The following is a 23241-nucleotide window of genomic DNA, read 5'->3' as shown; positions in this document are numbered from 1 at the left end:
CCGCCCCGCCTGACCGCCCGAACACCCACACGAAGCAACCGCGCGTCACACACTTGGTCACGTGCGGTATACCGTGCCTAGGGTGGGCGTGTGAGCACTCCCCGCGTGTACGTCATCCACGAGAACCCCGAGTGGTTCCCGCCGCTCGCCGCCGCGTTCGAGGCCGAGGGTGTCCCGGTGCAGGAGATCCTGCTGACCGAGGGGCAGATCGACCTCGGTGCCGAGCCGGAGCCCGGTGTGTACTGGTCGCGCATGTCGGCGTCGAGCCACACCCGCGGGCACGAGCACAGCAAGGAGTACACCCGGGCGATCCTCGGCTGGCTCGAGCGTGCCGGCCGCCAGGTCGTCGGCGGTAGCCACGTCCTCGAGCTCGAGGTCTCGAAGGTCGCCCAGCACGGTCTCCTGCAGCAGGCCGGCTTCGACGTGCCCCGGACCACCGCGGTGTTCGGCACGACGACGCTCAAGCAGGCGGCAAAGGACTTCACGAACGGCCGTGACATCCCGTTCATCACGAAGCACAACCAGGGCGGCAAGGGCCTGGGCGTCCGCCGGTTCGACTCGCTCGCCGAGTTCGACGCCTACGTCGACTCGCCAGAGTTCGAGGCGCCGGTCGACGGCATCACGCTGCTGCAGGAGTACCTGACGGCCCGCGAGCCCTTCATCACCCGTGTCGAGTTCGTCGGCGGCGAGTTCGTCTACGCCGTCCGCGTCGACACGAGCGCCGGCAGCTTCGAGCTGTGCCCCGCCGACGCGTGCGAGGTCCCGCAGGTCATCGCTGGGGCAGTCTGCGACGTCCCCGGCACCGAGACCGCCGGAGCACCCGCGGCGTTCAGCGTCCGGACCGAGATCACCGCCGAGCACCCGCTCGTCCAGCAGCTCCGCACCTTCCTGGCCGACCAGCGCATCACCATCGCGGGCGTCGAGTTCATGGAGACGACGGACGGCCGCACCGTCGTCTACGACATCAACACGAACACGAACTACAACCCCGCGGTCGAGGAATCGGCGCCGGCCTCCGGCCCGCGCTCCATCGCGAAGTACCTCGGTGGCCTGCTGGAGACGCAGTACGCAGCGCAACTGACGGCCTGAGAACGCAAGACCCACCGGACTGGAGGCCCGTGGCGGGCCCGCCACGAGCCTCCAGTCCGCTCCGACGCCCCATCAGGGCGAACCCCACCTCCCCAAGGAACTCACCCCGTGCGATTCGGATACTGGACCCCGCTCTTCGGCGGCTGGCTGCGCAACGTCGACAACGAGAACATGCCGGTCACCTTCGACTACGTGAAGCGGCTGGCGCAGCGCGCCGAGCGGATCGGCTTCGACCTGACGCTCGTGCCGGAGCTCAACCTCAACGACATCAAGGGCACGGCGGCGCCGTCGCTCGAGGCCTGGTCCCTCGCCGCGGCCATCGCGGCGACGACCGAACGGCTCGAGATCATGGCGGCCATGCGCCCCGGGTACCACCTGCCCGCGGTGACGGCGAAGCAGGCGGCGACGATCGACGACATCTCGTGCGGCCGGTTCACGTTCAACGTGGTGAGCGCGTGGTGGGCCGAAGAGGCGAAGCAGTACGGCGGGATCTTCTCGGAGCACGACGACCGGTACAAGCGGACCGCCGAGTTCGTCGAGGTCATGAAGGGGATGTGGCGGGAGACCCCGTTCTCGTTCTCGGGCGAGTACTACGACATCCAGAACGCCCACCTCGAGCCGAAGCCCCGCGTGACCCCGCGCATCTACGCCGGCGGCGAGAGCGAGGCCGGCAAGGCCGCGATCACGGGGTACGCCGACGCCTACGTCACCCACGGCGGCACGGTCGAGGAACTCCGGACGAAGATCGCCGAGATGAAGCAGCGTCGGGTCGATGCCGGGCTGCCGCCCTTCGAGGCGTTCGGCATGGCCGCCTACGTCATCGTCCGCGAGACCGAGGAAGCGGCGCAGGCCGAGCTCGCGCGGATCACCGACGTGCAGCACGGCAACGCGTACGAGTCCTACCAGGACTTCATCTCGAAGTCGCAGCTCGAGCACGTCCCCTCGCTCGAGGACTACTCGGTGTCGAACCGTGGCCTGCGCCCCGGGTTCGTCGGGACGCCTGCGCAGGTGGCTGCCCGCATCAAGGAGTTCGAGGACGCCGGGGTGGACACGCTGCTGCTGCAGTTCTCGCCGCAGCTCGAGGAGATGGACCGCTTCGGCGAGCAGGTCATCCCGCTCGTCCGCCCGACCGTCGGCGCGCAGTCCTGATGGGTGCCGCGGAGACCAGCGCCGAGGACGGCTGGGCGTTCGAGACCCGGCAGATCCGTGCCGGCTTCAAGGCCGACCCGGGGTTCGGCGGCAACGTCCCGCCGATCGCGCAGACCGCGGCGTTCGTGTACCCGTCGGGTGAGGACGCGGCCGACCGGTTCATGCTCAACGCGCCGGGGCACACGTACTCGCGGGTGAACAACCCGTCGGCGGCCGCGCTCGAGCGTCGCATCGCGGACCTCGAGGGCGGGGTCGCCGGCCTCGCGTTGGCGTCCGGTCAGGCGGCCACGTCGCTGGCCGTGCTCGGTGTCGCCCGCGCCGGTGACCACGTCGTGTCGAGTGCGTCGCTGTACGGCGCCACGTACACGCTGTTCGCGTCGACGCTGCGCGACCTCGGCATCGCGTTCACCTTCGTGCAGGACCCCACGGACCTGGACGAGTGGGCCGCGGCGGTCCGTCCGGAGACGAAGGCGTTCTTCGGGGAGTCGATCCCGAACCCGCGCGGCGACGTCCTGGACTTCGCCGGGGCGGCCGGGGTCGCGCACGACGCCGGCGTCCCGCTCATCGTCGACAACACCATCGCGACGCCGTACCTGGTCCGGCCGATCGAGCACGGCGCCGACATCGTCGTGCACTCCGCGACCAAGTACCTGGCCGGGCACGGCAGCGCCATCGCCGGACTCATCGTCGACAGCGGCAACTTCGACTGGGCGGCGCACGCCGACCGGTTCCCGCAGCTCGCGACCACCGAGCAGTCGGGCTTCGCGAACACGAACTTCGCCGAGAAGTTCGGCCGGCGCGCGTTCATCCAACGCACCCGATCGAAGCTCTCCGCCGACCTCGGGCCCGCGATCGCACCCTTCAACGCCTTCCTGGTGCTGCAGGGCATCCAGACCCTGTCCCTCCGGATGGACCGCCACGTGTCGAACGCTGCGGCCGTCGCGACGTGGCTCGACGCGCACGACCAGGTGCTCGGCGTGCACTACGCCGGGCTGCCGTCGTCGCCGTGGCACCACCTGCAGCAGCGCTACGTGCCGAAGGGTCCGTCGGCGGTCCTCGCGTTCGACCTGGACGGCGGGGTCGACGCCGGGCGCCGGTTCGTGGCGGCCCTCGAACTGTTCGACCACGTGTCGAACATCGGCGACGTCCGGTCGCTCGTCGTGCACCCCGCGTCGACGACCCACGTGCAGATGACCTCGTCGGAGCGCGCCGCCGCCGGAGTCGGGGACGGGCTCATCCGGCTGTCGATCGGTCTCGAGCACATCGACGACGTGCTCGCCGACCTGGCGCGGGGCTTCACGGCAGCCGCAGCGGGATAGGTTGGGGGCATGACCACGTTGGCCGCCCCGACCCGCGTGCGGACGCGCGCCCCCGGCAAGATCAACGTGTTCCTGTCCGTCGGGGCGCTGCAGGACGACGGCTACCACGACGTGGCGACCGCGTACCAGGCGGTGTCCCTGTACGAGGACGTCACCGCCGAGCACGCCGATGACTTCTCGGTGACGTTCACCGGTCCGATCGACACGTCGGACGTTCCGGTCGACGAATCGAACCTGGCGATCCGCGCAGCGCGGCTCGTGGCCGACACCGCGGGGCACCGTGGCGGTGTGCGGCTGACGATCGACAAACAGGTGCCCGTCGCCGGTGGGATGGGCGGAGGGTCGGCGGACGCCGCGGCCACGCTGCTCGCCGTCGACACGCTCTGGGGCACCGCACTCGGTCGCGAAGAACTGCTCCGCCTGGCCGCGCAGCTCGGTGCGGACGTGCCCTTCGCGTTCTCGGGGGGCACGGCGCTGGGCACCGGCCGTGGCGACGAACTCAGCCCGGCGCTGGCGAAGGGCGAGTTCCACTGGGTGCTCGCACTGAGCGACGACGGCCTGTCGACCCCCGCCGTCTACCGTGCGCTCGACGAACACCGGGAGCGGTACCGCGCCGACATCGCGCCGGCGCCGTCGCACCCCGTGGTGGAGACGAACGTGCTGCAGGCGCTCCGCGCCGGCGACCCGGACCTGCTCGCCGACTGCGTCCACAACGACCTGCAGGCTCCGGCGATGCGGTTGCAGCCCGGCCTCGCGTCGACCCTGGAGCTCGGCGAGAAGGCCGGGGCCCTCGCGGGCCTGGTGTCCGGCAGCGGTCCGACGGTGGCGTTCCTGGTCGGTGACCGTGACGCCGCGCTCGAGCTGCAGGTCGAACTCAGTGCCGCCGGGCTGGTCGCGCTCCGTGCCACCGGCCCGGTGCACGGCGCCCGGGTGGTGCACTGACACCCCACACCGACACCGACACCGACACCGACACCGTCACCGTCGTCGCGCGGTGCGCCGGCCGGAGGGTCAGCGGCTGTACTTCCAGAGGATGACCGTGTCCTCGTGCCACCAGCGCACGACGTGGAACCCCTGGTCCTTCAGCGTCTCGGACACCGCCGGGCGGATGTTCCGCGACGTCGCACCGACGAACCACACGGTGTCGATGTCGTCCAGTCGTGCCGGCACCGTCGTGGCGATGTCGCCGTTCGTGTTCCAGAGCTCGCCGCGTTCGGCGCCCGTGCTCGTGACGGCGAGGTCCCGCATGCCGGCGAAGGCCTCGGGGTAGGCGTCGGCGATGACCTGCGCGGTCGCGGTCGGGTGTCCGTAGACGCTGCCGAAGACGACGCCCTCGTCGGCGTCGGTGGCCACGTTCCGCTCGCGCTCGATGAGGGCCGCGGCGTTCGCCCAGTGCGACTGCTGCTTGGCGTGCGGCAACCGCACGATCGTCGAGGTCGGCACGGACACCAGGACCATGGCCAGCACGGCCACCGCGATCCAGCGCCGTGGGCGGATGGCGGTGATCGCCAGGCCGATCAGGAGCGCGACGAACGGCAGGCTCATGCTCGCGTACTTCGGCGAGTACAGGTGTTCACCGGCGGCCGTCGCGGCGATCAGCAGCGCGGTGGGCAGGATCGTCAACGGCACTGCCACCCGGACGGCCTGCATCCGCAGCAGGTCACGCGCTCCGGGCGTCGGGCGTCGGACTGCGCGCACCGCCAGCACGACGGCGACGACCATCAGCACCCAGCCGAGGGTCGCGTACGGGTAGACGACGCCGAACCAGGCGGTCGCGAAGACCTGTCGCAGGGTGGCCCACTCGATACCGGTGATCCAGCCGACCTGCTTGGCCTGCCCGGCGGCGAGTCCGATGAACGGGAGCACCACCACGGCCGCGGCGGCGGCCGCGACGCTCCAGCGCACGACGACGCCGCGGCCGACCAACGCCGCCGGCACGGAGCCGGTGCGTTCGGTCACCGCGGCCTGGCGACGGGCGGCACGGTCAGCGGCCCCGGTCCACGCGAGCACGACGCCGTGCGCCACGACGGCCAGCGACAGGTAGACGTTGAAGAGCACGGCGACGGCAGCCAGCACGCCGTAGACCACCCACCACCGGGTCACGTGGTGCCCGGTCCGGGTGCGTCGGACCGCGGTCAGCCCGACCAGGGTGAGCAGCACCGCGAACGTGGTGACGGTCGCGTAGGGGCGTCCCTCGGTGCCGGCCCAGGCGACACGGGGCAGCAGCAGGAACACCACGCCGGAGACGACCCCGAGCCGGACCCCGCCGAGCCGACGACCGAGCGCCACCAGCAGCCCGGCGGCGACACCGATCGCCAGGGCGCTGGGGAACCGGAGCGTGAACGGGGTGTACCCGACGAGCGCGAGCCAGACGTGCATGAGCGCGTAGTACAGGCCGTGCACGGCGTCGACGTTCTGCAGTTCCGCCCACAGTGCTGGCCAGCTGCGCTGCGCGCTGGTGAGGGTGGCGGCCTCGTCGTACCAGACCGACGGCACCCACGTGAACGCCGCGGCGACGACGACGCCGAGCGCGCCGATCGTGATCTCGGGCGTCCGGGCGAGGGCACGGACGGCCGTCAGCGCCAGCGCTCGCAACCGTGCGCGCAACGACGTGTCCGACGTGGGGCGTCGAACGGTCACGGTGCCGGTGCGGGGGGAACTCACGCCCGCGACCGTACCCAGCGGCTCTGAGCATCCGCCGCGTCCATCCGCTGAGCATTCACATGCAGGGATTCGGCGCGACCGGACAGAATGACGGGATGGACCCCCTCGTCGCCCCCGTCGACACGCTCTCCCCGTGGCGGACACGGCTCGGTGCTCGCACGGCGGCGCTGGCCGACGTCGGCGCCGTCGGGCTCCGTCGCCTGGCCGCTTCGCGCATCCTGGTCGTCGGAGCGGGCGGCCTCGGTGCCCCGGTCGTCGCGTACCTCGCGGGCGTCGGACGCCTCACGGTCGTCGACCCGGACGCGGTCGACGCCTCGAACCTCGCGCGCCAGACGCTCTTCACCGCCGCCGACGTCGGATCGCCGAAGGCCGCGGTCGCCGTGGCCCGCGCCCTGGCGGTCGACCCGGAACTCGACGCCGTCGCCGTGGTCGGGTCCTTCACCCCGGAGCTCGTCGCCGGCCACGACGTCGTCGTCGACGCGGCGGACTCGGTCCTGGTCACCCGCGCCGTCTCGGACGCCTGCGCCGACGCCGGCGTGCCGTTCGTGTGGGGTACCGTCCTCGGCCACGACGGTCAGGTCAGCGTCTTCCGCGACGCCGGACCGGACGGCGTCGACTTCCACGACCTGCACCCCGAGGCCCTGCCCGACGAGGGCTCCTGCGCCCTCGACGGGGTCGTGCCGGCACTGTGCGGGGCCGTCGGAGCGGTGATGGCCGCGCAGGTCCTCGCCCTGGTCACCGGCACGGGCGACCCGCTGCTCGGACGCGTCCTGACCGTCGACGCGCGCCGCTGGCGGTGGACCGAGAGTCCGGTCCGACGCGGTCCGGCATCGCACCGCCCGCGCGCGGTCGTGCTCACCCGGACCGACCGGATCGCCCCGGCGGCGCTCGCCGCACGCCTGGCCGACCCAGCCGATCCGGTCGTCGTGGTCGACGTGCGCACCGACGCCGAACGCGCGGACGGGGTGGTCGCCGGCGCCGTCACCGACGACGTGGCCATCGCCGACGCGGCGGACGTGGTCGTGTACTGCGCCCGTGGTCCGCGTGCGGATGCATGGGCTGCCGGACAACCGGCCGGGAGGCACGTGGCCGTCCTCGACGGCGGGTTCGAGGCTTGGCGCCGCGAAGGGTTGCCCGTGGCGATCGGGCGCATGTCCTGATCCGACGCTGGCGGGCACAAAGCCGCTTCCGCGGCTAGGATCGTTGCATCATGACGCAACTGCGGATTCGCGAAGCTGCTGCCTTCCTCGGGGTGAGCGACGACACGGTGCGCCGACTCGTCGACGGGGGCACCTTCACCCGGGCCACCGACGCGGCCGGACGCGCCGTCGTCGACGGTCGACAGGTCGCCGAGTACGCCCGGGCACGGAGCACCGAGCTGACCGCCCCGGACACCGGCGTGAAGAGCTCGGCGCGGAACCGCTTCGTCGGCATCGTCACCGACCTGGTCGTCGACACGGTGATGGCCCAGGTCGAACTGCAGTGCGGCCCGCACCGGGTCGTCTCGCTCATGAGCGCCGAGGCGGTGCGCGACCTCGGGCTCGAGGTCGGGTCCGTCGCCGTGGCGTCCGTCAAGGCCACGATGGTCACCGTCGAGGCGCCCACCCACCAGGAGGACCCCCGATGATCCGTCGCCGTTCCCGCTCAATGCTCGTGTCCCTCGCCGTCGTCGCAGCGCTCGGCCTGGCGGCGTGCTCCACCACCGACGCTCCGGCGGGGTCGTCGTCGCCGTCCTCGTCGTCGAGCGCGGATGCCGACGTGTCGGGCTCGATCACGGTGTTCGCCGCCGCGTCGCTCCAGAAGACCTTCACCACGCTCGGCAAGGACTTCGAGCTCGCGCACCCCGGCGCCTCGATCGAGTTCTCGTTCGCGGGCTCGAGCGACCTGGTCACGCAGATCCAGAACGGTGCTCCCGCCGACGTGTTCGCCTCCGCCGACGAAGCGAACATGGCCAAGCTGTCCTCGACCGACCTGGCGAGCGGCTCGCCGCAGGACTTCGCCACGAACGTCCTCGAGATCGCCGTCGCCCCGGGCAACCCGAAGGGCATCACCGGCCTCGATGACCTGACCGGTTCGGGCGTGCAGCTCGTCACGTGCGCCGCCCCGGTGCCGTGCGGCGCCGCGACGGCGAAGGTCGAGTCCGCCTCGGGCGTCGACCTGCGGCCCGTCAGCGAGGAGCAGTCCGTCACCGACGTGCTCGGCAAGGTCGAGTCCGGACAGGCCGACGCCGGGCTGGTCTACGTGACCGACGTGCAGGGTGCCGACGGCAAGGTCGACGGTGTGCCGTTCGACGAGTCGAGCAAGGCCGTCAACACGTACCCGATCGGCGTGCTCAAGGAATCCGGAGACCCCGAGCTCGCGCAGGCGTTCTCGGACTACGTCCGGTCCGCCACCGGCCAGAAGGTGCTCACCGCCGCCGGCTTCGGGAAGCCGTGACCCGTGTCCTCGCGGGCTGACGGACGGCCGCCGGTCGCCTGGTGGCTCCCGCTGCCGGCGGTGCTCGGCGGCCTGTTCGTCGTCGTGCCCGTGCTCGCGATGCTCGGTCGCGTCGACTGGTCGTCGTTCGTCGCCCTCGTCACCTCGACGGCGTCGCTGACCGCCCTCGGCCTGAGCCTCGGGACGGCCCTGACCGCCACGGCCGTCGCGTTCGTCCTCGGGTACCCGCTCGCCGTGCTGTTCGCCCGGTCCCGCTCACGATGGGTGGGGATCGCCCGCGCCGTCGTGCTCCTGCCACTCGTGCTGCCGCCGGTGGTCGGCGGGCTCGCGCTGCTCGCGGCGTTCGGCCGGATCGGTGTGGTCGGGGCGTTCCTCGACGACCACGGGCTGCACATCGCGTTCACCACCACGGCGGTCGTCATCGCGCAGACGTTCGTCGCGATGCCGTTCCTGGTGTCGTCGATCGAGGGGGCGCTCCGCGTCGAGGGGGACCGATTCGAGCGGGTGGCCGCCACGCTCGGCGCCGGCCCGACCCGTACGTTCCTGACCGTCACGACCCCCCGGGTCCTGCCCGGCATCGTCTCCGGGCTGGTGCTCTGCTTCGCCCGGGCACTCGGCGAGTTCGGCGCCACGCTGACCTTCGCGGGCAGCCTGCAGGGCGTGACCCGGACCCTGCCGCTTGAGATCTACCTGCAGCGCGAGGTCGACCCGGACACGGCCGTGGCCCTGGCGGTCGTCCTCGTCGTCGTCGCCGTCGTGGTCATCGGCGCCTCGTCGCTCCGGACCCGCGGGGTGACCGCGTGACCGGGGTCTCCGCGCGGATCGTCGTCGAACAGCGCGGGGTCGACGTCGCCCTCGAGGTCGCGGCGGGGGAGTGCGTCGCCGTGGTCGGTCCGAACGGCGCCGGCAAGTCCACCGTCGTCGAGGTGCTCGCCGGCCTGCTGCCGATCGACGCCGGTCAGGTGGTGCTCGGCGGCACCGTCGTGTCGGACGCGCGTCGCACCGTCCCCGCTCACCGTCGGCGCATCGGACTCGTCGCCCAGCGCCCCGACCTGTTCCCGTTCCTCGACGTCGTCGGCAACGTCGCCTTCGGTCCCCGAGCTGCCGGGGCCGGACGCGCCGCTGCACGCGATCGTGCGCTCCGTGCCCTGGCCGCGGTCGGTGTCGGCGACCTGGCGGACCGGGCTCCCGGCACGTTGTCCGGCGGCCAGGCCCAACGCGTCGCGATCGCCCGCGCACTGGCCACCGACCCGGCGGTCCTGCTGCTCGACGAACCGACCTCGGCGCTCGACGTCGCCGCGCGCGACGAGGTCCGTGCCGCACTCCGCACCGCGATCGCCGGACGACCGAGCGTCCTGGTCACGCACGACCCGGTCGAGGTCGTCGCCCTGGCCGACCGGGTCGTCGTCGTCGAGCGCGGCCGGATCGTCGAGGACGGTACCCCCGCCGCGGTGCTCGGCCGCCCGACGAGTGCGTTCGCGGCGGCGTTCTCCGGACTCGCGCTCGTACGCGGGACCGCCACCGGGGGTGGGATCGCGATGGACGGCGGCGGCGAGCTGGCGTCGGGGACGCACACCGTGCCTCCCGGTCGGCCCGCCCTGGCCGCCTTCCACCCGACGGCCGCGCGGCTGACGCTGGACGGCGCCGGACCGGAGCGCACGGTGACCTCGCTGGAACCACGGGACGGTCTGGTGCGGGTCCGTACCGGCGACCTGGTGGCGGACCTGACGCTCGCGCGGGTCACGGCGCTCGGGATCGCACCCGGCGACACGGTCCGGATCGACGTGCCCGCGACCGAACTGGCGGTGTACGCGCCCCGCGGTTGAGACAATGGGCGGATGACCTCCTGGTTCCCCAAGGCGTGGCCCGTGGCCATCCCGATCCTGGCGGCCGTCGTGCTCGCGTTCTCGTACGGCCGGTACGGACTCGGCACCGCGGTCGTGGTGATCGTCGCGGTGGTGCTCGCCGCCACCGTCCTCGCCGCGGTGCACCACGCCGAGGTCGTCGCGCACCGGGTCGGGGAGCCGTTCGGCTCCCTCGTGCTCGCCGTCGCGGTCACGATCATCGAGGTCGCGCTGATCATCTCGCTGTCGAGCTCCGGCGGCGCCCAGGCCGAGACCCTGGCGCGCGACACGGTGTTCTCGGCCGTGATGATCACCATGAACGGGCTGGTCGGCCTCGCGATCCTGATCGGCACCCTGCGGCACAACACCGTCCGGTTCAACCAAGAGGGCGCGAGCGCCGCGACGATGACGGTGGCCGCGCTCGCCGTGCTGACCCTGGTGCTGCCGACGTTCACCACCGGAACCGACGACGCGTCCTTCACCGGCACCCAGCTGGTCTTCGTGGCGGTGGCGTCGCTCGTGCTCTACGGGTTGTTCGTCGTCACGCAGACCGTGGCCCACCGCGACTTCTTCCTGCCGGTCAACCGGTCCGGCGGGGTGCTCGTCGAGTCCGAGGACGCCCACGCCGCACGCCCGTCCGGTCGCACCACCCTGGTGTCGCTCGCGCTGCTCGTCGTCGCCCTGGTCGCGGTGGTCGGGCTCGCCAAGGTCGAGTCGCCCGCGATCGAGGCCGGTGTCGCCGCGGTCGGGTTCCCGCCCTCGTTCGTCGGCGTCGTGATCGCGCTGCTCATCCTGCTGCCCGAGGGGATCGCGGCGTCGAAGGCCGCTGCCCGCAACCGGATCCAGACGAGCCTGAACCTGGCGATGGGGTCGGCGATGGCGTCGATCGGTCTGACGATCCCGTCGATCGCGGTGGCGTCGCTGTTCATGCCCGGCACGCTGCTGCTCGGCCTCGGGTCGTCGCAGATCGTGCTGCTCGCCCTGACGATCGTCGCCGCGGTGCTCACGGTGCTGCCGGGGCGTGCGACGCGACTGCAGGGCGGGGTGCACCTGGTGATCTTCGCCGCGTTCATCGTGCTGTCCGTCTCGCCGTAGCGGAGGCGCGGCGCGGCGCTGCAGCGGCAGCGGCAGCGCGGCGGCGTACATGGTCGGATCGGGCGTACCTGGTCGGAAGTTTCGACCAGGTACGCCCGGAAACACCAGGCATCGCATGCGTTCTGGGAAAGAACGGGCGCGGGTCAGCCCCCGGCGAAGGGGGGCATGACGTCGACGACCGCGACGCCGGACAGCGCGGTGGCTCGGTCGCGGGTGGTCACACCGTCGACGAGGTACGAGCACCGCTCCTGCAACGCACGCCAGCGCGACGGATCGGCGGCGGCGACCTCGCGCAGTGCTCCGTCGATCGTCGCTGCCGTCGTCGACAGCTCGTCGATGCCGACCGCGGCCCGGGCAGCGGCGAAGAACCGCATCGTGGTCACCGCTCAGCCACCGATCGCACTCATGCCGCGCGTCGGGTGCACGAGCTCGTCGCTGTCGTCGCCGTGGTCGCGCGGCTTCGCCCACATCGCGCGGCGCCACAGCTCGGCCACGTCGTCGTCGGAGTTCCCGGAGCGCATCGGGCCGAGCACGTCGGTCTCGTCGTCGGAGAACAGGCAGCTCCGGACGTGGCCGTCGGCGGTCAGGCGGGTGCGGGTGCAGTCGGCGCAGAACGACTCGGTGATGCTCGCGATGATCCCCACGGTGCCGAGCCGCTCGCCGACGCCCGACGGCGCGGCGGTGTCGCGGGCGTGCACCCGGTACCGCTCGGCCGGGGCGCCGTCGCGCGGGGCGTCGTCCGGCGTCAGCACGAACGACGTCGCCAGCAGCGCACGGGTCTCGGCGGCGGTCACCATCTCGGTGCGGTCCCAGGCGTGGTCGGGGTCGAGCGGCATCTGCTCGATGAACCGCAGCTCGTACCCGCGCTCGAGGCACCAGCGGAGCAGCTCCGGAGCGGCCTCGTCGTTGACGCCACGGAGCAGCACCGCGTTGACCTTGATGTCGAGCCCCGCGTCGTGCGCGGCGGACAGCCCGGCGATCACCTTGTCCAGGAACGGGCGGCGGGTCACGGTGGTGAAGACGTCGGGGTCGACGGTGTCGAGCGACACGTTCACACGCCGCAGCCCGGCGTCGTACAGGGCCTGGGCACGGTGGGCCAGGCCGATTGCGTTCGTGGTGAGCGACAGCTCCGGGGCGTCGGGCAGTGCGGCGCAGCGGGCGATGACGTCGACCAGGTCGTGCCGGAGCATCGGCTCGCCACCGGTGAAGCGCACCTTGCGGACGCCGAACCGCGCGGAGCCGATGCGGACGAGCCGCTCGATCTCGGCAGCGGTCATCAGGGCGTCGTCGGGGGCGAACGGCAGCCCCGCGGCGGGCATGCAGTAGGTGCAGCGCAGGTTGCACCGCTCGGTCAGCGACACCCGCAGGTCGATCGCACGGCGACCGAAGCGGTCCACGAGCCCGGCGGACGCCGGGTCGGCGAGACCACCGTTCGTGCCGAGCAGGGTCGCGGGTGCCATGCGGGTCAGCGTACGTGCTCGACCCGACGGAACGTCAACCGCTCCCACCACCGCTGCCAGTCGGACCGGCTGGTGCGGACGAGGGTGACGACCAGCACGATCGCCACGGCGGCGAGCAGCCACCACCGGTACGCGTCGGTGGAAGGCCACACCCCGCGCAGGGCGATCGCGAGCCCGATCGACAACCACTCCCACCGGCCGGACAGCACCACGAACGGGATGAGCAGCAGCGCGTACCAGGGGTACCGCGGGGTCACGGCCAGGAACGTCACGCCGATCATCAGGACCTCGCCGGACCACGGCCGCGACGGGTCGGACAGCCGCCACGCCACGAACGCGGCGAGCAGCACGGCGAGCCCGACCACCACGGTCGCGGCGTCGCCCCGGAAGACCATCGACACCAGGGCGAACCGGGAGCCGTCCTCGTAGCCCTCCTCGCTCAGGTAGCCGGGCAGGTACCCGAGCACGTCGAGCCCGGTCGTCAGCACGTAGGGCACGTAGAGCAGCCCGAACACGGCGATGCCGACCGGGATCGCCCACCACGCTCGCCACCGGCCGAGCAACGGCGGGTACACGATCGCCGGGATGAGCTTCGTCGCCGTCGCGGCACCGAGCGCGATCCCGCCCCAGATCGGCCGGCCGAACGCGACGAGCACCGCACCCGCGGTCGCGAGCGCCGCGCCCAGGGCGTCGACGTGCGAGTTCGTCACGGCCTCGGACGCGACGAGCGGCGACCAGGCCCAGAGCGCGGCCCACCAGGTCGGACGCCCGGTCTTCCGGAGCACCACGATCAGGGCGATGGTCACGAGGAGCGACAGCAGCAGCCCGGCGACCTGGAACGGCATGTACTGCGCGGTGGCCGGTACGAAGGCCCGGACCCCGGCGAACCAGAGCTGCGCCATCGGCGGGTAGATCGTGACCACGTCGGGGCGGTTGATCGGGGTGCAGTGGCCGTCCGCGCCGTCACCGAGACCGCGGAACCGCGGCTTGAGGTCGTCGCAGGTGCCGTTCACCTTGTCCGGGAACAGCCACTCGGGTCGCAACGCGGACAGTGCCGTGGACTGGGGGGTGTGCGCGTACGGTGAGACTCCGGCATGCTGGACGATGCCGTCCCACGCGTACCGTGCCGAGTCGGTGCTCGTGCTCGGGGGGCCGGCCAACGCCGCGAGACCGACCACCACCGCTCCGACCATGACCACGGCGGTCATCCACCGGGCGGGCACGAAGCGCAGCGCGAGCACGGCGATCACGAACACCGTCCAAGCGATCAGCGTCCACGCAACGAATGAACCACGAGTGTCGGATCGGAGGAAGCCCAGATGCGTGACGCCGAACAGGATGACGCCCGCCAGGGCGAGTACCCCGACGACCGCCAGCACGACGGCGAGCAGGGGAGTCCGGCCGACGGCGAGGGACGGTCGGACGGCACGCAGTCGGTCGCTCATGGTCCGTCGAGGCTAGCGGGCGTGCGGCACCTGCTGTTCGAGGCACGGGCCGCGCTGGCCTCGCCGAACCGGAACGCGCGCTCCGCGGTCGTGCTCGGGCGGCTGCTCGGCATCGCCTTCGTGGTCTGCTTCGGTACCGGCATCTACAGTCACCTGTTGCAGGAGCCCCTCGGCTGGATGCGGTTCCCGACCCGGCCGACGCAGCTCTACCAGTTCACGCAGGGCCTGCACATCACCACCGGCATCGCGATCATCCCGCTGCTGCTGGCGAAGCTCAACACCGTCATGCCGGCGCTGGTGCAGACCCCGCCGATCCGCGGCGTGCTGCACCTGCTCGAGCGGCTGTCGATCGCCGTGCTCGTGTCGGCCTCGATCATCCAGGTCACGACCGGCCTGCTCAACACGTACCAGTGGTACCCGTGGCCGTTCCCGTTCCGCCAGGTGCACAACGCAATGGCGTACGTGATCATCGGGTCGCTCATCATCCACGTCGCGTCGAAGCTGCCGGTCATCGCCCGCTACTGGCGGAAGCGCGATTCCTACGACGAGCAGGGGCGGTTCATCGCGGACCCCGCGTCCGGCAGCGAGCTGCTTCCCCCGGTACGGGAGGCCCGCCCCGCGTCCGCCCCGCCGGCTGCGGGTGCCGAGACGGCCCAGTCCACGGCCCCCGGCCTGCTCGGCCGCGTGTTCCGCTGGATCGACGGCGTCGACGCGGTCGACGCAGCGCCGGACGAACCGGTGGCCGATGCGCCGGAGCCGACCCGGGCCTCCCGGTCGGTCGAGGAGCGCGCACAGGGCCGACGTGAGCGGATCGCGCGACGCGGCTTCTTCGGCGGCGTGACGGCCGCGGTCGTCGGCGTCGTCGCCCTGACGGCGGGGCAGTCCTCGAAGCTCGCCGAACCGTTCAACGTGTTCGGAGCGCGCCAGCGCGGGATCGGGCCGAACGACCTGCCCGTCAACCGCACCGCACGCGCCGCGGGGGTGCTCGCGAGCGCGACCGCCGCCGACTGGACCCTGACCGTCGTCGGACACGACGTGACCCGCACCTTCGTGCGCGCCGAACTCGTCGCGCTCGGCACCACCGAGGTCGACCTGCCGATCTCGTGCGTCGAGGGATGGAGCCAGATGGGCAGCTGGAAGGGCGTGCGGATGCGCGACCTGCTCGGCGCCGTGCAGGCCGAACCCGGATCGCACGTGCGGGTCACGAGCCTGGAACGGCACGGTGGCTACCGGATCATGGACATGGGACCGGAGTACGCCGAGGACCCGACCACCCTGGTCGCCCTCGAACTCAACGGCGCGACGCTCGACCTGGACCACGGGTTCCCGGCGCGGATCATCGCTCCCGGACGGCCCGGCGTGCTGCAGACCAAGTGGATCGAGAAGATCGAGGTGCTGCGGTGAAGGCCGCGCGGATCCTGCTCGTCGTCCTCGGCGTGCTGGTGATCGCGTTCGGGGCGTACGTCCTGGTGACGTCGGTGTCCCCGAAGCGCATCGGCGGGCTGGCGACCTGGCTGCTCGGTGCGGTGATCCTGCACGACGCGATCCTGTCGCCGTTCGTCGTCGGGGCCGGGCTGCTCCTGCGCCGGGCGGGGCGGACGCTCCGGGCCTGGGTGCTCGTGGTGGTGCAGACGGCGATCGTGCTGGCGAGCGTGCTCGCGCTCGTGGTGCTGCCGGAGATCGCGGCGAAGCGGCACGGGCAGAAGAACCCCACGATCCTGCCGTTCGACTACGGCACGCGGCTGCTCGTCGTCGAGGGCGTGCTGCTGCTCGTGGTGGTGACGGTGCTCGTCGTCGGGGTGGTTCGGGCGCGGCGGACGGCACTGGTTAAACCGACAACCATTCGGTAGGATGCGTCCATGACCGACGAGACCCCGTGGCTCACCCGCGAGCAGCTGCGCGCGTGGATGAAGCTCGTGGCCGTCATGGAACTCCTGCCGGCAGCGCTCGACCAGCAGCTCCAGCGCGACGCCGACCTGACGCACTTCGACTACATGGTCATAGCGATGCTCTCCGAGACCGACACCCGCACGCTGCGGATGTCGGCGCTCGCCTCGGCCACGAACGCCTCGCTGCCCCGGCTGTCGCACGTGGTGTCCCGGCTCGAGAAGCGCGGGCTCGTGACGCGCTGCCCGTCCACCTCGGACCGCCGGGCCACCGACGTCCGGCTCACCGACGCCGGGTACGCCACGATCGTCGAGGCCGCACCCGACCACGTCCGCACCGCGCGCCACGTGGTGATCGACGCCCTGAGCGACGAACAGGTCGTGCAGCTCGACGGCATCGCTGCGGCGCTCCTCACGCGACTCGATCCCGAGGGGCGGTTCGCGGCCCTGACGTACCCGCGTGACGGCGACGACACGGCGATCTGCGAGGCGCGGCTGACTGGCGCCAGCGCCGACTGAGCGGCGCTGTCCGTCCGGGCCTGTAGGCGCGGCCGTTGCAATAGGCTCGGCCCATGACCGACCCTGCCGCGCCGTCCGACACGTACTCCTACCTCGGACCCGCCGGCACCTTCACCGAGGCGGCCCTCAAGCTCGTCGAGGCCGCGGCCGGCAAGCCCTGGCGGAGCGTCAACAACGTCGGTGAAGCCCTCGACGACGTGATGTCCGGCCGGTCCGTCGGCGCGGTCATCGCGATCGAGAACAGCGTCGACGGTGGCGTCAGCGCCACGCAGGACGCCCTGGCCCGGATCCCCGGCGTGCGGATCGTGGGGGAGTACCTGGTCCCCGTCGACTTCGTGCTCGTCGCCCGCCCCGGCACCGTGCTCGCCGACGTCCGCACCGTGAACGCCCACCCGGTGGCGTACGCGCAGACCCACAACTGGCTCGAGGCGAACCTGCCCGGCCACGGCCACATCCCGGCGTCGTCGAACGTCGCCGCCGCCCTGGCCCTGCTCGACGAGCACCCCACCGCCGACGCCGCCGTCGCCCCGCCCGGCATCACCGACCACCACGACGTCGTCGTGCTCGCGTCGTCGATCGGCGACAACGCCTCGGCCGTCACCCGCTTCGTGCTCGTGTCCAAGACGCTGGCGCTGCCCGAGCCGACGGGCGCCGACAAGACGAGCGTCATCGTCGAGCTGCCCGCCGACCACCCCGGCGCCCTGGTCGACATGCTCGAGCAGTTCGCCACTCGGGGCATCAACATGGGGCTGCTGTCGTCGCGGCCGATCGGCGACGAGCTCGGTCGCTACCGGTTCGTCATCGACCTGGACGGGCACGTGCAGGACGAGCGCGTGGCCGACGCCCTGCTCGGTCTGCGACGGTTCAGCCCTCGTGTGACGTTCCTCGGGTCGTACCCGCGGGCCGACGGCGCGCAGCCCGAGGTGCCGACGCGCTACTCGGACGCCGCGTTCGTCGAGGCGCGGGACTGGCTGCGCGCGATCGTGTCCGGCGAGCCCGACGCGGGCTGACGCGGGCTGGCGCGGGGCGCGGGCTGCTCCGCCGCACGGTGCCGCTTCTGTCGTCCGGTGCGAGGTTGCCCGCTCCGTGCGCCGTTACAACCTCGCACCGAGCGTGCAACCGCGCACTGGCCGAACGACCCCGCACGGTGCAGCGCGGCCAGCTCCCGGCTCAGCGCTTGCGGCCGCGGACCCAGCTCGGTCGTGGCTCCACCGTCGGCACCTTGACCGTCAGTGAACCGGGATCGATCCGCGCACGGAACGCCGTGATCTCGCCCACCGGGTCCCCGTCGATCTCGAACTCGTCGGGCTTGTCGAGCCGCAGGGTGAACTCCTCGCCGCGCATGTAGCGCAACGGTCGTTCTTGCTTCGCGGCCGTGGTGATGCGGCGGCCGATCAGGGTCTCGGACAAGGCAGAGCGACGGAACCAGCGCAGGATCCCGTTCTCCCAGAACACGCGGGCGCCGATCCGCACCCAGCCGAAGAACCCGCGCGGGCGCATCACGACGATGTCGAACACCCCGTCGTCGATCTCGGCGTCGGGCAGGAGCATCGCGTTGGCCTGCAGCATGCCGCAGTTGCCGACGATGACCGAGTGTGCGCGCACCGAACCGTTGCGGGCGGACTCGTCCAGGCGGTACTTGAACTCGAAGCCGTCCGCGTCGCGCACGGAGCGCAGCAGCGAGTCGAGGTAGGCGAGCCAGCCGACGCGCTTCTTGAGCTCGGGGCGGGTGTTCGCGATCATGCGGGCGTCGAGTCCGAGGCCGGCCATCACGACGAAGCCGAACTGCTCGCGTGCGCCGTCCGGACGCTCGACGCCGATCAACCCGAAGTCGATCGTGCGGTCGTGGCCCGAGAAGATCGTGTGCGCACTGCTCGCCAGGTCGTCGAGGGGCAGCTTCATGTTGCGGGCGAGCAGATTGCCGGTGCCGCTCGGCAGCAGCGCGAGCGCGGCACCGGACCCGTGCACGACCTCGGCGACCGCGCGCACGGTGCCGTCGCCACCCGCAGCCGCGACGACGTCGGCCCCGGCGTCGAGGGCCGCGCGGGCCATCCCGCCGCCCGGGTCTTCCTCGGTGGTCTCGAACCACAGCGTCTCGGCCCAGCCGGCTTCTTGCTGGTGCTTCTCGATGGTGGCCTTGAGGGTCGGCAGGTGGACCTTGACCGGGTTGTAGACCACGGCAGCCGTCCGTTGCTCGGTGGGGAGGGCGTCCTGGTCCGCGGGCGCGGTCTCCGAAGGGGTCGACATGCCGTCAACGGTACCGATCGGACGCTGCGAGCGTCGGGTCCCTCCCCATGTCCTCGCCTCTAGGATGGAGCGGTGATCGATCCCCAGCTGCTTCGTGACAACCCGGACGTCATCAAGGCCTCGCAGGAGGCCCGCCGCGCGTCCGTCGCCGTCGTCGACGAGGCGGTCGCCGCCGATGCCGCCCGTCGTGCCGCGATCACCGCGTTCGAGTCGCTCCGTGCCGAGCAGAACGCCTTCGGCAAGACCGTCGCCAAGGCCCCGAAGGACGAGAAAGCCGCGCTCGTGCAGCAGGCCCAGGCGCTCTCGGCGCAGGTGAAGGAGGCCCAGGCCGCCGTCACCGCGGCCGAGGACACCTTCAACTCCGTCGTCCGCGCCATCCCGAACGTCGTCCTTCCCGGTGTCCCTGCCGGTGGCGAAGAGGACTTCGTCACCCTGCGCACCGTCGGTACCAAGCCCGAGTTCGACTTCGAGCCGAAGGACCACGCCGACCTCGGCGAGCACCTCGGCATCATCGACATCCCGCGTGGCGTGAAGGTCTCCGGCTCGCGCTTCTACTTCCTGCGGGGCCTCGGCGCCCGGCTCGAGATCGCGCTGATGTCGCTCGGGCTCGACCGTGCCATCGCCGCCGGTTTCGAGCCGCTCATCACCCCGACGCTCGTGCGCCCCGAGACCATGGCGGGCACCGGGTTCCTCGGCGAGCACGCGGCCGAGGTCTACCGGCTCGAGGCCGACGACCTGTACCTGACCGGCACGAGCGAGGTCGCCCTCGCCGGCTTCCACGCCGACGAGATCCTCGACATCGAGAAGACCGCGCACCGCTACGCCGGTTGGTCGACCTGCTACCGGCGCGAGGCCGGCTCGGCGGGCAAGGACAACCGCGGCATCCTGCGCGTGCACCAGTTCAACAAGCTCGAGATGTTCACGTACGTCCACCCCGACCAGGCCGAGGCGGAGCACGAGAAGCTGGTGTCGTACCAGGAGCAGATGCTGCAGGACCTCGGGCTGCACTACCGCGTGATCGACGTCGCCGCGGGTGACCTCGGCACGAGCGCGGCGAAGAAGTACGACATCGAGGCCTGGGTCCCGACGCAGGGCACCTTCCGTGAGCTCACCTCGACCTCGAACTGCACGACGTTCCAGGCCCGTCGCCTCGACATCCGGTACCGCACCGAGAGCGGCAAGACTGCTCCGGTCGCCACCCTGAACGGCACGCTCGCCACCACCCGCTGGATCGTGGCGATCCTCGAGACGCACCAGCAGGCCGACGGTTCCGTCGTCGTGCCGGAGGTGCTGCGCCCCTACCTCGGTGGCGTCGAGGTGATCGAGCCCCGATGAGCTCCCAGGGGCGGTTCGTGGACGGTGCAGCGCAGGCCGCGGGCGCCGGTGCTCCCGCCCGCACCAAGCGGTGGCTGGTGGCCCTCGACATCGACGGCACCACCATGCGCGAGGACGGCGTCGTCACCGAGGCAGTGATCGCCGCCGTGCGCGATGCCGAGGCAGCAGGGCACGAGGTCATGCTGTCGACCGGCCGGAGCGAGGGCATGACGGTTCCGCTGCTCGACACTCTCGGCATCGAGCCGAAGTACCTCGTCTGCGCCAACGGTGCGCTGACGCTCGCCCGGCGTCCGGACGGATCGTACGAGCGCATCCACGTCGAGCACTTCGACCCGAGCGAGGTCCTGCAGACCATCCGAGGCGCGCTGGAGAACGCAGCCTTCGGCGTCGAGGACGAGACCGGCCACTTCCGGCTCTCCGAGAACTTCCCCGCGGACACCATGACCAACGCCGGCGAGCTGGTCCCGTTCGACCAGCTACTCACGGTCGAGGCCACCCGCGTCGTCGTGATCTCGCCGGAGCACGGGCTCGAGGAGTTCCTGCAGATCGTCGAGGACATGGGCCTGCACAAGGTCTCGTACACGGTCGGCTGGACCGCCTGGCTCGACATCGCTCCAGAGGGCGTGACGAAGGCCACCGCCATGGAACGCGTGCGCGAGTGGCTCGACATCCCGCGCTCGCGCGTCTTCGCCGCGGGCGACGGCCGCAACGACATCGACATGCTGCGGTGGGCGTCGACCTCCGGTCGTGGCGTCGTGATGGGGCAGGCGCCCGACGACGTCGTCGACGCCGGCAACGAACTCACCGGCGGTGTGTCCGACGACGGTCTGGCAGCGGCGCTCGACTCCCTGCCGCGCTGACCCCGGCATGCGCTGACGCGCACGGCGGACGGGAGGCCCGTTAGACTTCCCGGGACGCGGTCACGTCTCGCCACGTGGTCGCGTCACTGGAGGGTTGTCCGAGCGGCCGATGGAGCCTGTCTTGAAAACAGGTGGGCAGAGATGTCTCGTGGGTTCGAATCCCACACCCTCCGCCACTACCGGGGTCCGTTGATCCGCAGCAACAAGCGGATCTAGCGGGCCTCGTCTTCGTTCCGGGCAGCCTCTGCCCACATCTTGCCCACAACCGTCTGCGCGAGGCCGTCATCGAGGCGGCCCGCAACGATGTCCAGGTCGTCTTCGAACAGGTCGGCGTACACGTCGAGTGTCATCGCTGCGGACGCGTGGCCGAGCATCCGCTGCACGGCCTTCACGTTCGCGCCGGCGCTGACCGCAAGGCTCGCGGCGGTGTGCCGGAGGCCATGCGGCGTCGTCGACGGGATGCCCGCCTTCCGCACCGCCGCCGGGAACCACCCGTGGTCGTTGTGCCATCGACGCTCGTGCGTGCCGTTCTTCGTCGCGAACACGAGCTCGTCGTTGCTCTTCCCGGCGCAGCGCTCTCGGAGCGCCGCAGTCAGCAGGGCAGGGAAGGGCACCGAGCGCCGCTTGTGCGTCTTCGGCGTCCCGACCGTGATGACGTTCGCGATCTCGATCGCGTTCACCGTCACGTTGAGCCGCCGGCGCGCGAAGTCGACGTCCTTCACCCGGAGCGCGACTGCCTCTCCCCAGCGCAGGCCGGTGTACGCCAGCACCAGGACGAGCGTCGCCCGGTCACCTGCAGCGAGCGCGAGGTCAGACACCTGCTCGTGCGTCAGGTAGACGTGCTCCTTGCGCTTCTTCCTCGGCAGGTTCACGTCGCGCGCAGGGTTGCTCAGGATCCGCCGATCCTTCACCGCGGTGTCCAGGATGCTCGCGAGCACCCCGTAGTTGCGGATCACCGTCGTCGCGCTCGCCGAGTTCATCGACGTCACCCACGTCTGCACCGCGCTGTGCTTCACCTCGGACACCTTCTTCGCGCCCCACACCGGCTCGACGTGGAGTCGCCAGGCGATCTCGAGGGGACGGAACGACGACGGCTTGAGGTGTGTCTGGTTCGCCAGCCAGACCGGGCCGAGCGCGCCGATCGTCTCCCGGGCATCCTCCGGGCGGACGAACTCGCCCCGAGCCTTCGACACCTCAACCGAAGCGAGGAACAGCTCGGCGTCGCGCTTCGTCGTGAACCCGCGCTTGTCAGTCTGCGTGCGGTCGGGCGTGCGGTAGCGGACCCGGTACCGCCGACCGGCCTTCGTCGTGTACGGCTCAACGGACCCCATTAGCTCAGCAGCCCCTCCTCGCGCGCCCGAGCAGCCAGACGAGTCGCGGTGCTCTGAGAGACACCAAGCGTCTCTGCGACGGCCTTCAAGGGGCGCTCGCCGAAAGCGCGAGCTAGGGCATAGACCTCTGCTGCGATACGGAGCCGTTCTGCCTCGCTCTTTTGCCTTCGCTTCGCCGGGTCCGACGGCAGGATCCGCACTGGGACAGGAGAGCCATCCGAGTAGCGGACGTCGCGCATGACGACCGCTTGGAATACCTCCTGCAGGCGAACGCGCCGAAGTCCGAGCGCGGTGATCGGCTCGTTCGAGTAGTTGCGCCGTACCTCGAGCTTGTCGATCTCGTACGCCAATCGTTCCTCGCTCCAGGTCGCAGTGACGGCGATGCCGTAGGGCGACGGCTCGGTGCCCGAGAGGCCGGCTCGCGCGATGTCGACGACCTCCACCCCTTCGCTGAACCCCGAGATGGTCCGGGGGAAGAGCAGTCCTGGCTTGACTGCGACAAAGTCTTCGTGAGCGGGTGTTGACATGACTGCATCATAGTCATACCTTGTTGCTAAGCCAG

At 71.5% G+C, this 23241-nt stretch carries 23 protein-coding genes and 1 tRNA gene; 17 read left to right on the top strand and 7 right to left on the bottom strand.

Annotated features, from left to right (window positions below; genetic code table 11):
- The first annotated feature begins 90 nt into the window (after positions 1 to 90).
- The 4 genes from ITJ59_RS08465 (at position 91) to ITJ59_RS08450 (ending at position 4499) form a co-directional block, all read left to right on the top strand.
- Positions 91 to 1089: an ATP-grasp domain-containing protein gene (locus tag ITJ59_RS08465; protein ID WP_194650663.1), complete on the top strand. Its 999-nt coding sequence runs from the start codon at positions 91 to 93 to the stop codon at positions 1087 to 1089.
- A gap of 108 nt (positions 1090 to 1197) precedes the next feature.
- Complete coding sequence (locus ITJ59_RS08460) at positions 1198 to 2238, top strand: LLM class flavin-dependent oxidoreductase (protein ID WP_194650662.1); 1041 nt, start codon at positions 1198 to 1200, stop codon at positions 2236 to 2238.
- The gene (locus tag ITJ59_RS08455) at positions 2238 to 3557 is read left to right on the top strand and encodes an O-acetylhomoserine aminocarboxypropyltransferase/cysteine synthase family protein (RefSeq protein WP_194650661.1); all 1320 of its coding nucleotides are present in this window, start codon (positions 2238 to 2240) and stop codon (positions 3555 to 3557) included. The genes ITJ59_RS08460 and ITJ59_RS08455 overlap by 1 nt, the downstream gene beginning before the upstream one ends.
- Before the next feature lie 9 nt (positions 3558 to 3566).
- Positions 3567 to 4499 (top strand): 4-(cytidine 5'-diphospho)-2-C-methyl-D-erythritol kinase, encoded by a 933-nt coding sequence (locus ITJ59_RS08450; protein WP_194650660.1) that lies wholly within the window; start codon positions 3567 to 3569, stop codon positions 4497 to 4499.
- Between the two features lie 69 nt (positions 4500 to 4568).
- Here the strand turns inward: ITJ59_RS08450 and ITJ59_RS08445 are convergent, their stop codons facing one another.
- Positions 4569 to 6221 (bottom strand): glycosyltransferase family 39 protein, encoded by a 1653-nt coding sequence (locus ITJ59_RS08445; protein ID WP_194650659.1) that lies wholly within the window; start codon positions 6219 to 6221, stop codon positions 4569 to 4571.
- 95 nt (positions 6222 to 6316) lie between these two features.
- Here ITJ59_RS08445 and ITJ59_RS08440 point away from each other — a divergent pair, with 95 nt between their 5' ends.
- The 6 genes from ITJ59_RS08440 to ITJ59_RS08415 are packed head-to-tail and all read left to right on the top strand — an operon-like array spanning position 6317 to position 11596.
- Positions 6317 to 7381, top strand: a complete 1065-nt coding sequence (locus ITJ59_RS08440; RefSeq protein WP_194650658.1) for a ThiF family adenylyltransferase — start codon at positions 6317 to 6319, stop codon at positions 7379 to 7381.
- 50 nt (positions 7382 to 7431) lie between these two features.
- Positions 7432 to 7848, top strand: coding sequence for a TOBE domain-containing protein (locus ITJ59_RS08435; protein ID WP_194650657.1), 417 nt, complete (start codon positions 7432 to 7434; stop codon positions 7846 to 7848).
- The gene (modA, locus tag ITJ59_RS08430; RefSeq protein ID WP_194650656.1) at positions 7845 to 8657 is read left to right on the top strand and encodes a molybdate ABC transporter substrate-binding protein; all 813 of its coding nucleotides are present in this window, start codon (positions 7845 to 7847) and stop codon (positions 8655 to 8657) included. Before ITJ59_RS08435 ends, modA begins: the two co-directional genes overlap by 4 nt.
- A gap of 3 nt (positions 8658 to 8660) precedes the next feature.
- Positions 8661 to 9461, top strand: a complete 801-nt coding sequence (locus tag ITJ59_RS08425; RefSeq protein WP_194650655.1) for an ABC transporter permease — start codon at positions 8661 to 8663, stop codon at positions 9459 to 9461.
- Entirely contained in the window at positions 9458 to 10483 is a 1026-nt protein-coding gene (locus ITJ59_RS08420; RefSeq protein WP_194650654.1) for a sulfate/molybdate ABC transporter ATP-binding protein, read from the top strand. Before ITJ59_RS08425 ends, ITJ59_RS08420 begins: the two co-directional genes overlap by 4 nt.
- A 12-nt stretch (positions 10484 to 10495) precedes the next feature.
- Positions 10496 to 11596 carry a calcium:proton antiporter gene (locus ITJ59_RS08415; RefSeq protein ID WP_194650653.1) on the top strand — a complete coding sequence of 367 codons (1101 nt, stop codon included), beginning with the start codon at positions 10496 to 10498 and terminating at the stop codon, positions 11594 to 11596.
- 143 nt (positions 11597 to 11739) lie between these two features.
- On the opposite strand, the gene ITJ59_RS08410 is transcribed toward ITJ59_RS08415, so the two are convergent.
- Genes ITJ59_RS08410 through ITJ59_RS08400 form a run of 3 tightly spaced genes read right to left on the bottom strand, consistent with a single transcriptional unit; the run spans position 11740 to position 14501 of the window.
- Positions 11740 to 11970 (bottom strand): MoaD/ThiS family protein, encoded by a 231-nt coding sequence (locus tag ITJ59_RS08410; RefSeq protein WP_194650874.1) that lies wholly within the window; start codon positions 11968 to 11970, stop codon positions 11740 to 11742.
- A gap of 12 nt (positions 11971 to 11982) precedes the next feature.
- A complete protein-coding gene (moaA, locus tag ITJ59_RS08405) occupies positions 11983 to 13056 on the bottom strand; it encodes a GTP 3',8-cyclase MoaA (protein ID WP_194650652.1) in 1074 nt (357 codons plus the stop codon).
- Between the two features lie 5 nt (positions 13057 to 13061).
- Positions 13062 to 14501 carry a glycosyltransferase 87 family protein gene (locus ITJ59_RS08400; protein WP_194650651.1) on the bottom strand — a complete coding sequence of 480 codons (1440 nt, stop codon included), beginning with the start codon at positions 14499 to 14501 and terminating at the stop codon, positions 13062 to 13064.
- A gap of 21 nt (positions 14502 to 14522) precedes the next feature.
- Here ITJ59_RS08400 and ITJ59_RS08395 point away from each other — a divergent pair, with 21 nt between their 5' ends.
- The 4 genes from ITJ59_RS08395 to pheA are packed head-to-tail and all read left to right on the top strand — an operon-like array spanning position 14523 to position 17916.
- On the top strand, positions 14523 to 15905 hold the full coding sequence (locus tag ITJ59_RS08395) for a molybdopterin-dependent oxidoreductase (RefSeq protein ID WP_194650650.1): 1383 nt from the start codon (positions 14523 to 14525) through the stop codon (positions 15903 to 15905).
- Complete coding sequence (locus ITJ59_RS08390) at positions 15902 to 16351, top strand: hypothetical protein (protein WP_194650649.1); 450 nt, start codon at positions 15902 to 15904, stop codon at positions 16349 to 16351. Before ITJ59_RS08395 ends, ITJ59_RS08390 begins: the two co-directional genes overlap by 4 nt.
- A gap of 9 nt (positions 16352 to 16360) precedes the next feature.
- Positions 16361 to 16906 (top strand): MarR family winged helix-turn-helix transcriptional regulator, encoded by a 546-nt coding sequence (locus ITJ59_RS08385; protein ID WP_194650648.1) that lies wholly within the window; start codon positions 16361 to 16363, stop codon positions 16904 to 16906.
- A gap of 53 nt (positions 16907 to 16959) precedes the next feature.
- Complete coding sequence (gene pheA / locus ITJ59_RS08380; protein ID WP_194650647.1) at positions 16960 to 17916, top strand: prephenate dehydratase; 957 nt, start codon at positions 16960 to 16962, stop codon at positions 17914 to 17916.
- Between the two features lie 160 nt (positions 17917 to 18076).
- Here pheA and ITJ59_RS08375 read toward each other — a convergent pair whose 3' ends face one another.
- A complete protein-coding gene (locus ITJ59_RS08375; protein ID WP_194650646.1) occupies positions 18077 to 19153 on the bottom strand; it encodes a diacylglycerol/lipid kinase family protein in 1077 nt (358 codons plus the stop codon).
- Positions 19154 to 19225: 72 nt separating this feature from the next.
- On the opposite strand from ITJ59_RS08375, the gene serS reads away from it, so the two are divergent.
- The 3 genes from serS to ITJ59_RS08360 all read left to right on the top strand — a co-directional run bounded on the left by serS (position 19226) and on the right by ITJ59_RS08360 (position 21524).
- On the top strand, positions 19226 to 20488 hold the full coding sequence (serS, locus tag ITJ59_RS08370) for a serine--tRNA ligase (RefSeq protein WP_194650645.1): 1263 nt from the start codon (positions 19226 to 19228) through the stop codon (positions 20486 to 20488).
- The gene (locus ITJ59_RS08365) at positions 20485 to 21348 is read left to right on the top strand and encodes an HAD-IIB family hydrolase (RefSeq protein ID WP_194650644.1); all 864 of its coding nucleotides are present in this window, start codon (positions 20485 to 20487) and stop codon (positions 21346 to 21348) included. The genes serS and ITJ59_RS08365 overlap by 4 nt, the downstream gene beginning before the upstream one ends.
- Before the next feature lie 88 nt (positions 21349 to 21436).
- Positions 21437 to 21524: transfer RNA gene (locus ITJ59_RS08360), tRNA-Ser, on the top strand.
- A gap of 36 nt (positions 21525 to 21560) precedes the next feature.
- On the opposite strand, the gene ITJ59_RS08355 is transcribed toward ITJ59_RS08360, so the two are convergent.
- A complete protein-coding gene (locus ITJ59_RS08355; protein ID WP_194650643.1) occupies positions 21561 to 22679 on the bottom strand; it encodes a tyrosine-type recombinase/integrase in 1119 nt (372 codons plus the stop codon).
- Positions 22679 to 23206: a hypothetical protein gene (locus tag ITJ59_RS08350; RefSeq protein ID WP_194650642.1), complete on the bottom strand. Its 528-nt coding sequence runs from the start codon at positions 23204 to 23206 to the stop codon at positions 22679 to 22681. Before ITJ59_RS08350 ends, ITJ59_RS08355 begins: the two co-directional genes overlap by 1 nt.
- Positions 23207 to 23241 lie beyond the last annotated feature (35 nt).

The sequence above is a fragment of the Curtobacterium sp. VKM Ac-1393 genome (assembly GCF_015350995.1).
Taxonomy (GTDB): domain Bacteria; phylum Actinomycetota; class Actinomycetes; order Actinomycetales; family Microbacteriaceae; genus Curtobacterium.
The sequence above is the reverse complement of the archived record's forward strand: the minus strand, read 5'-3'. Positions and strand labels throughout refer to the sequence as shown.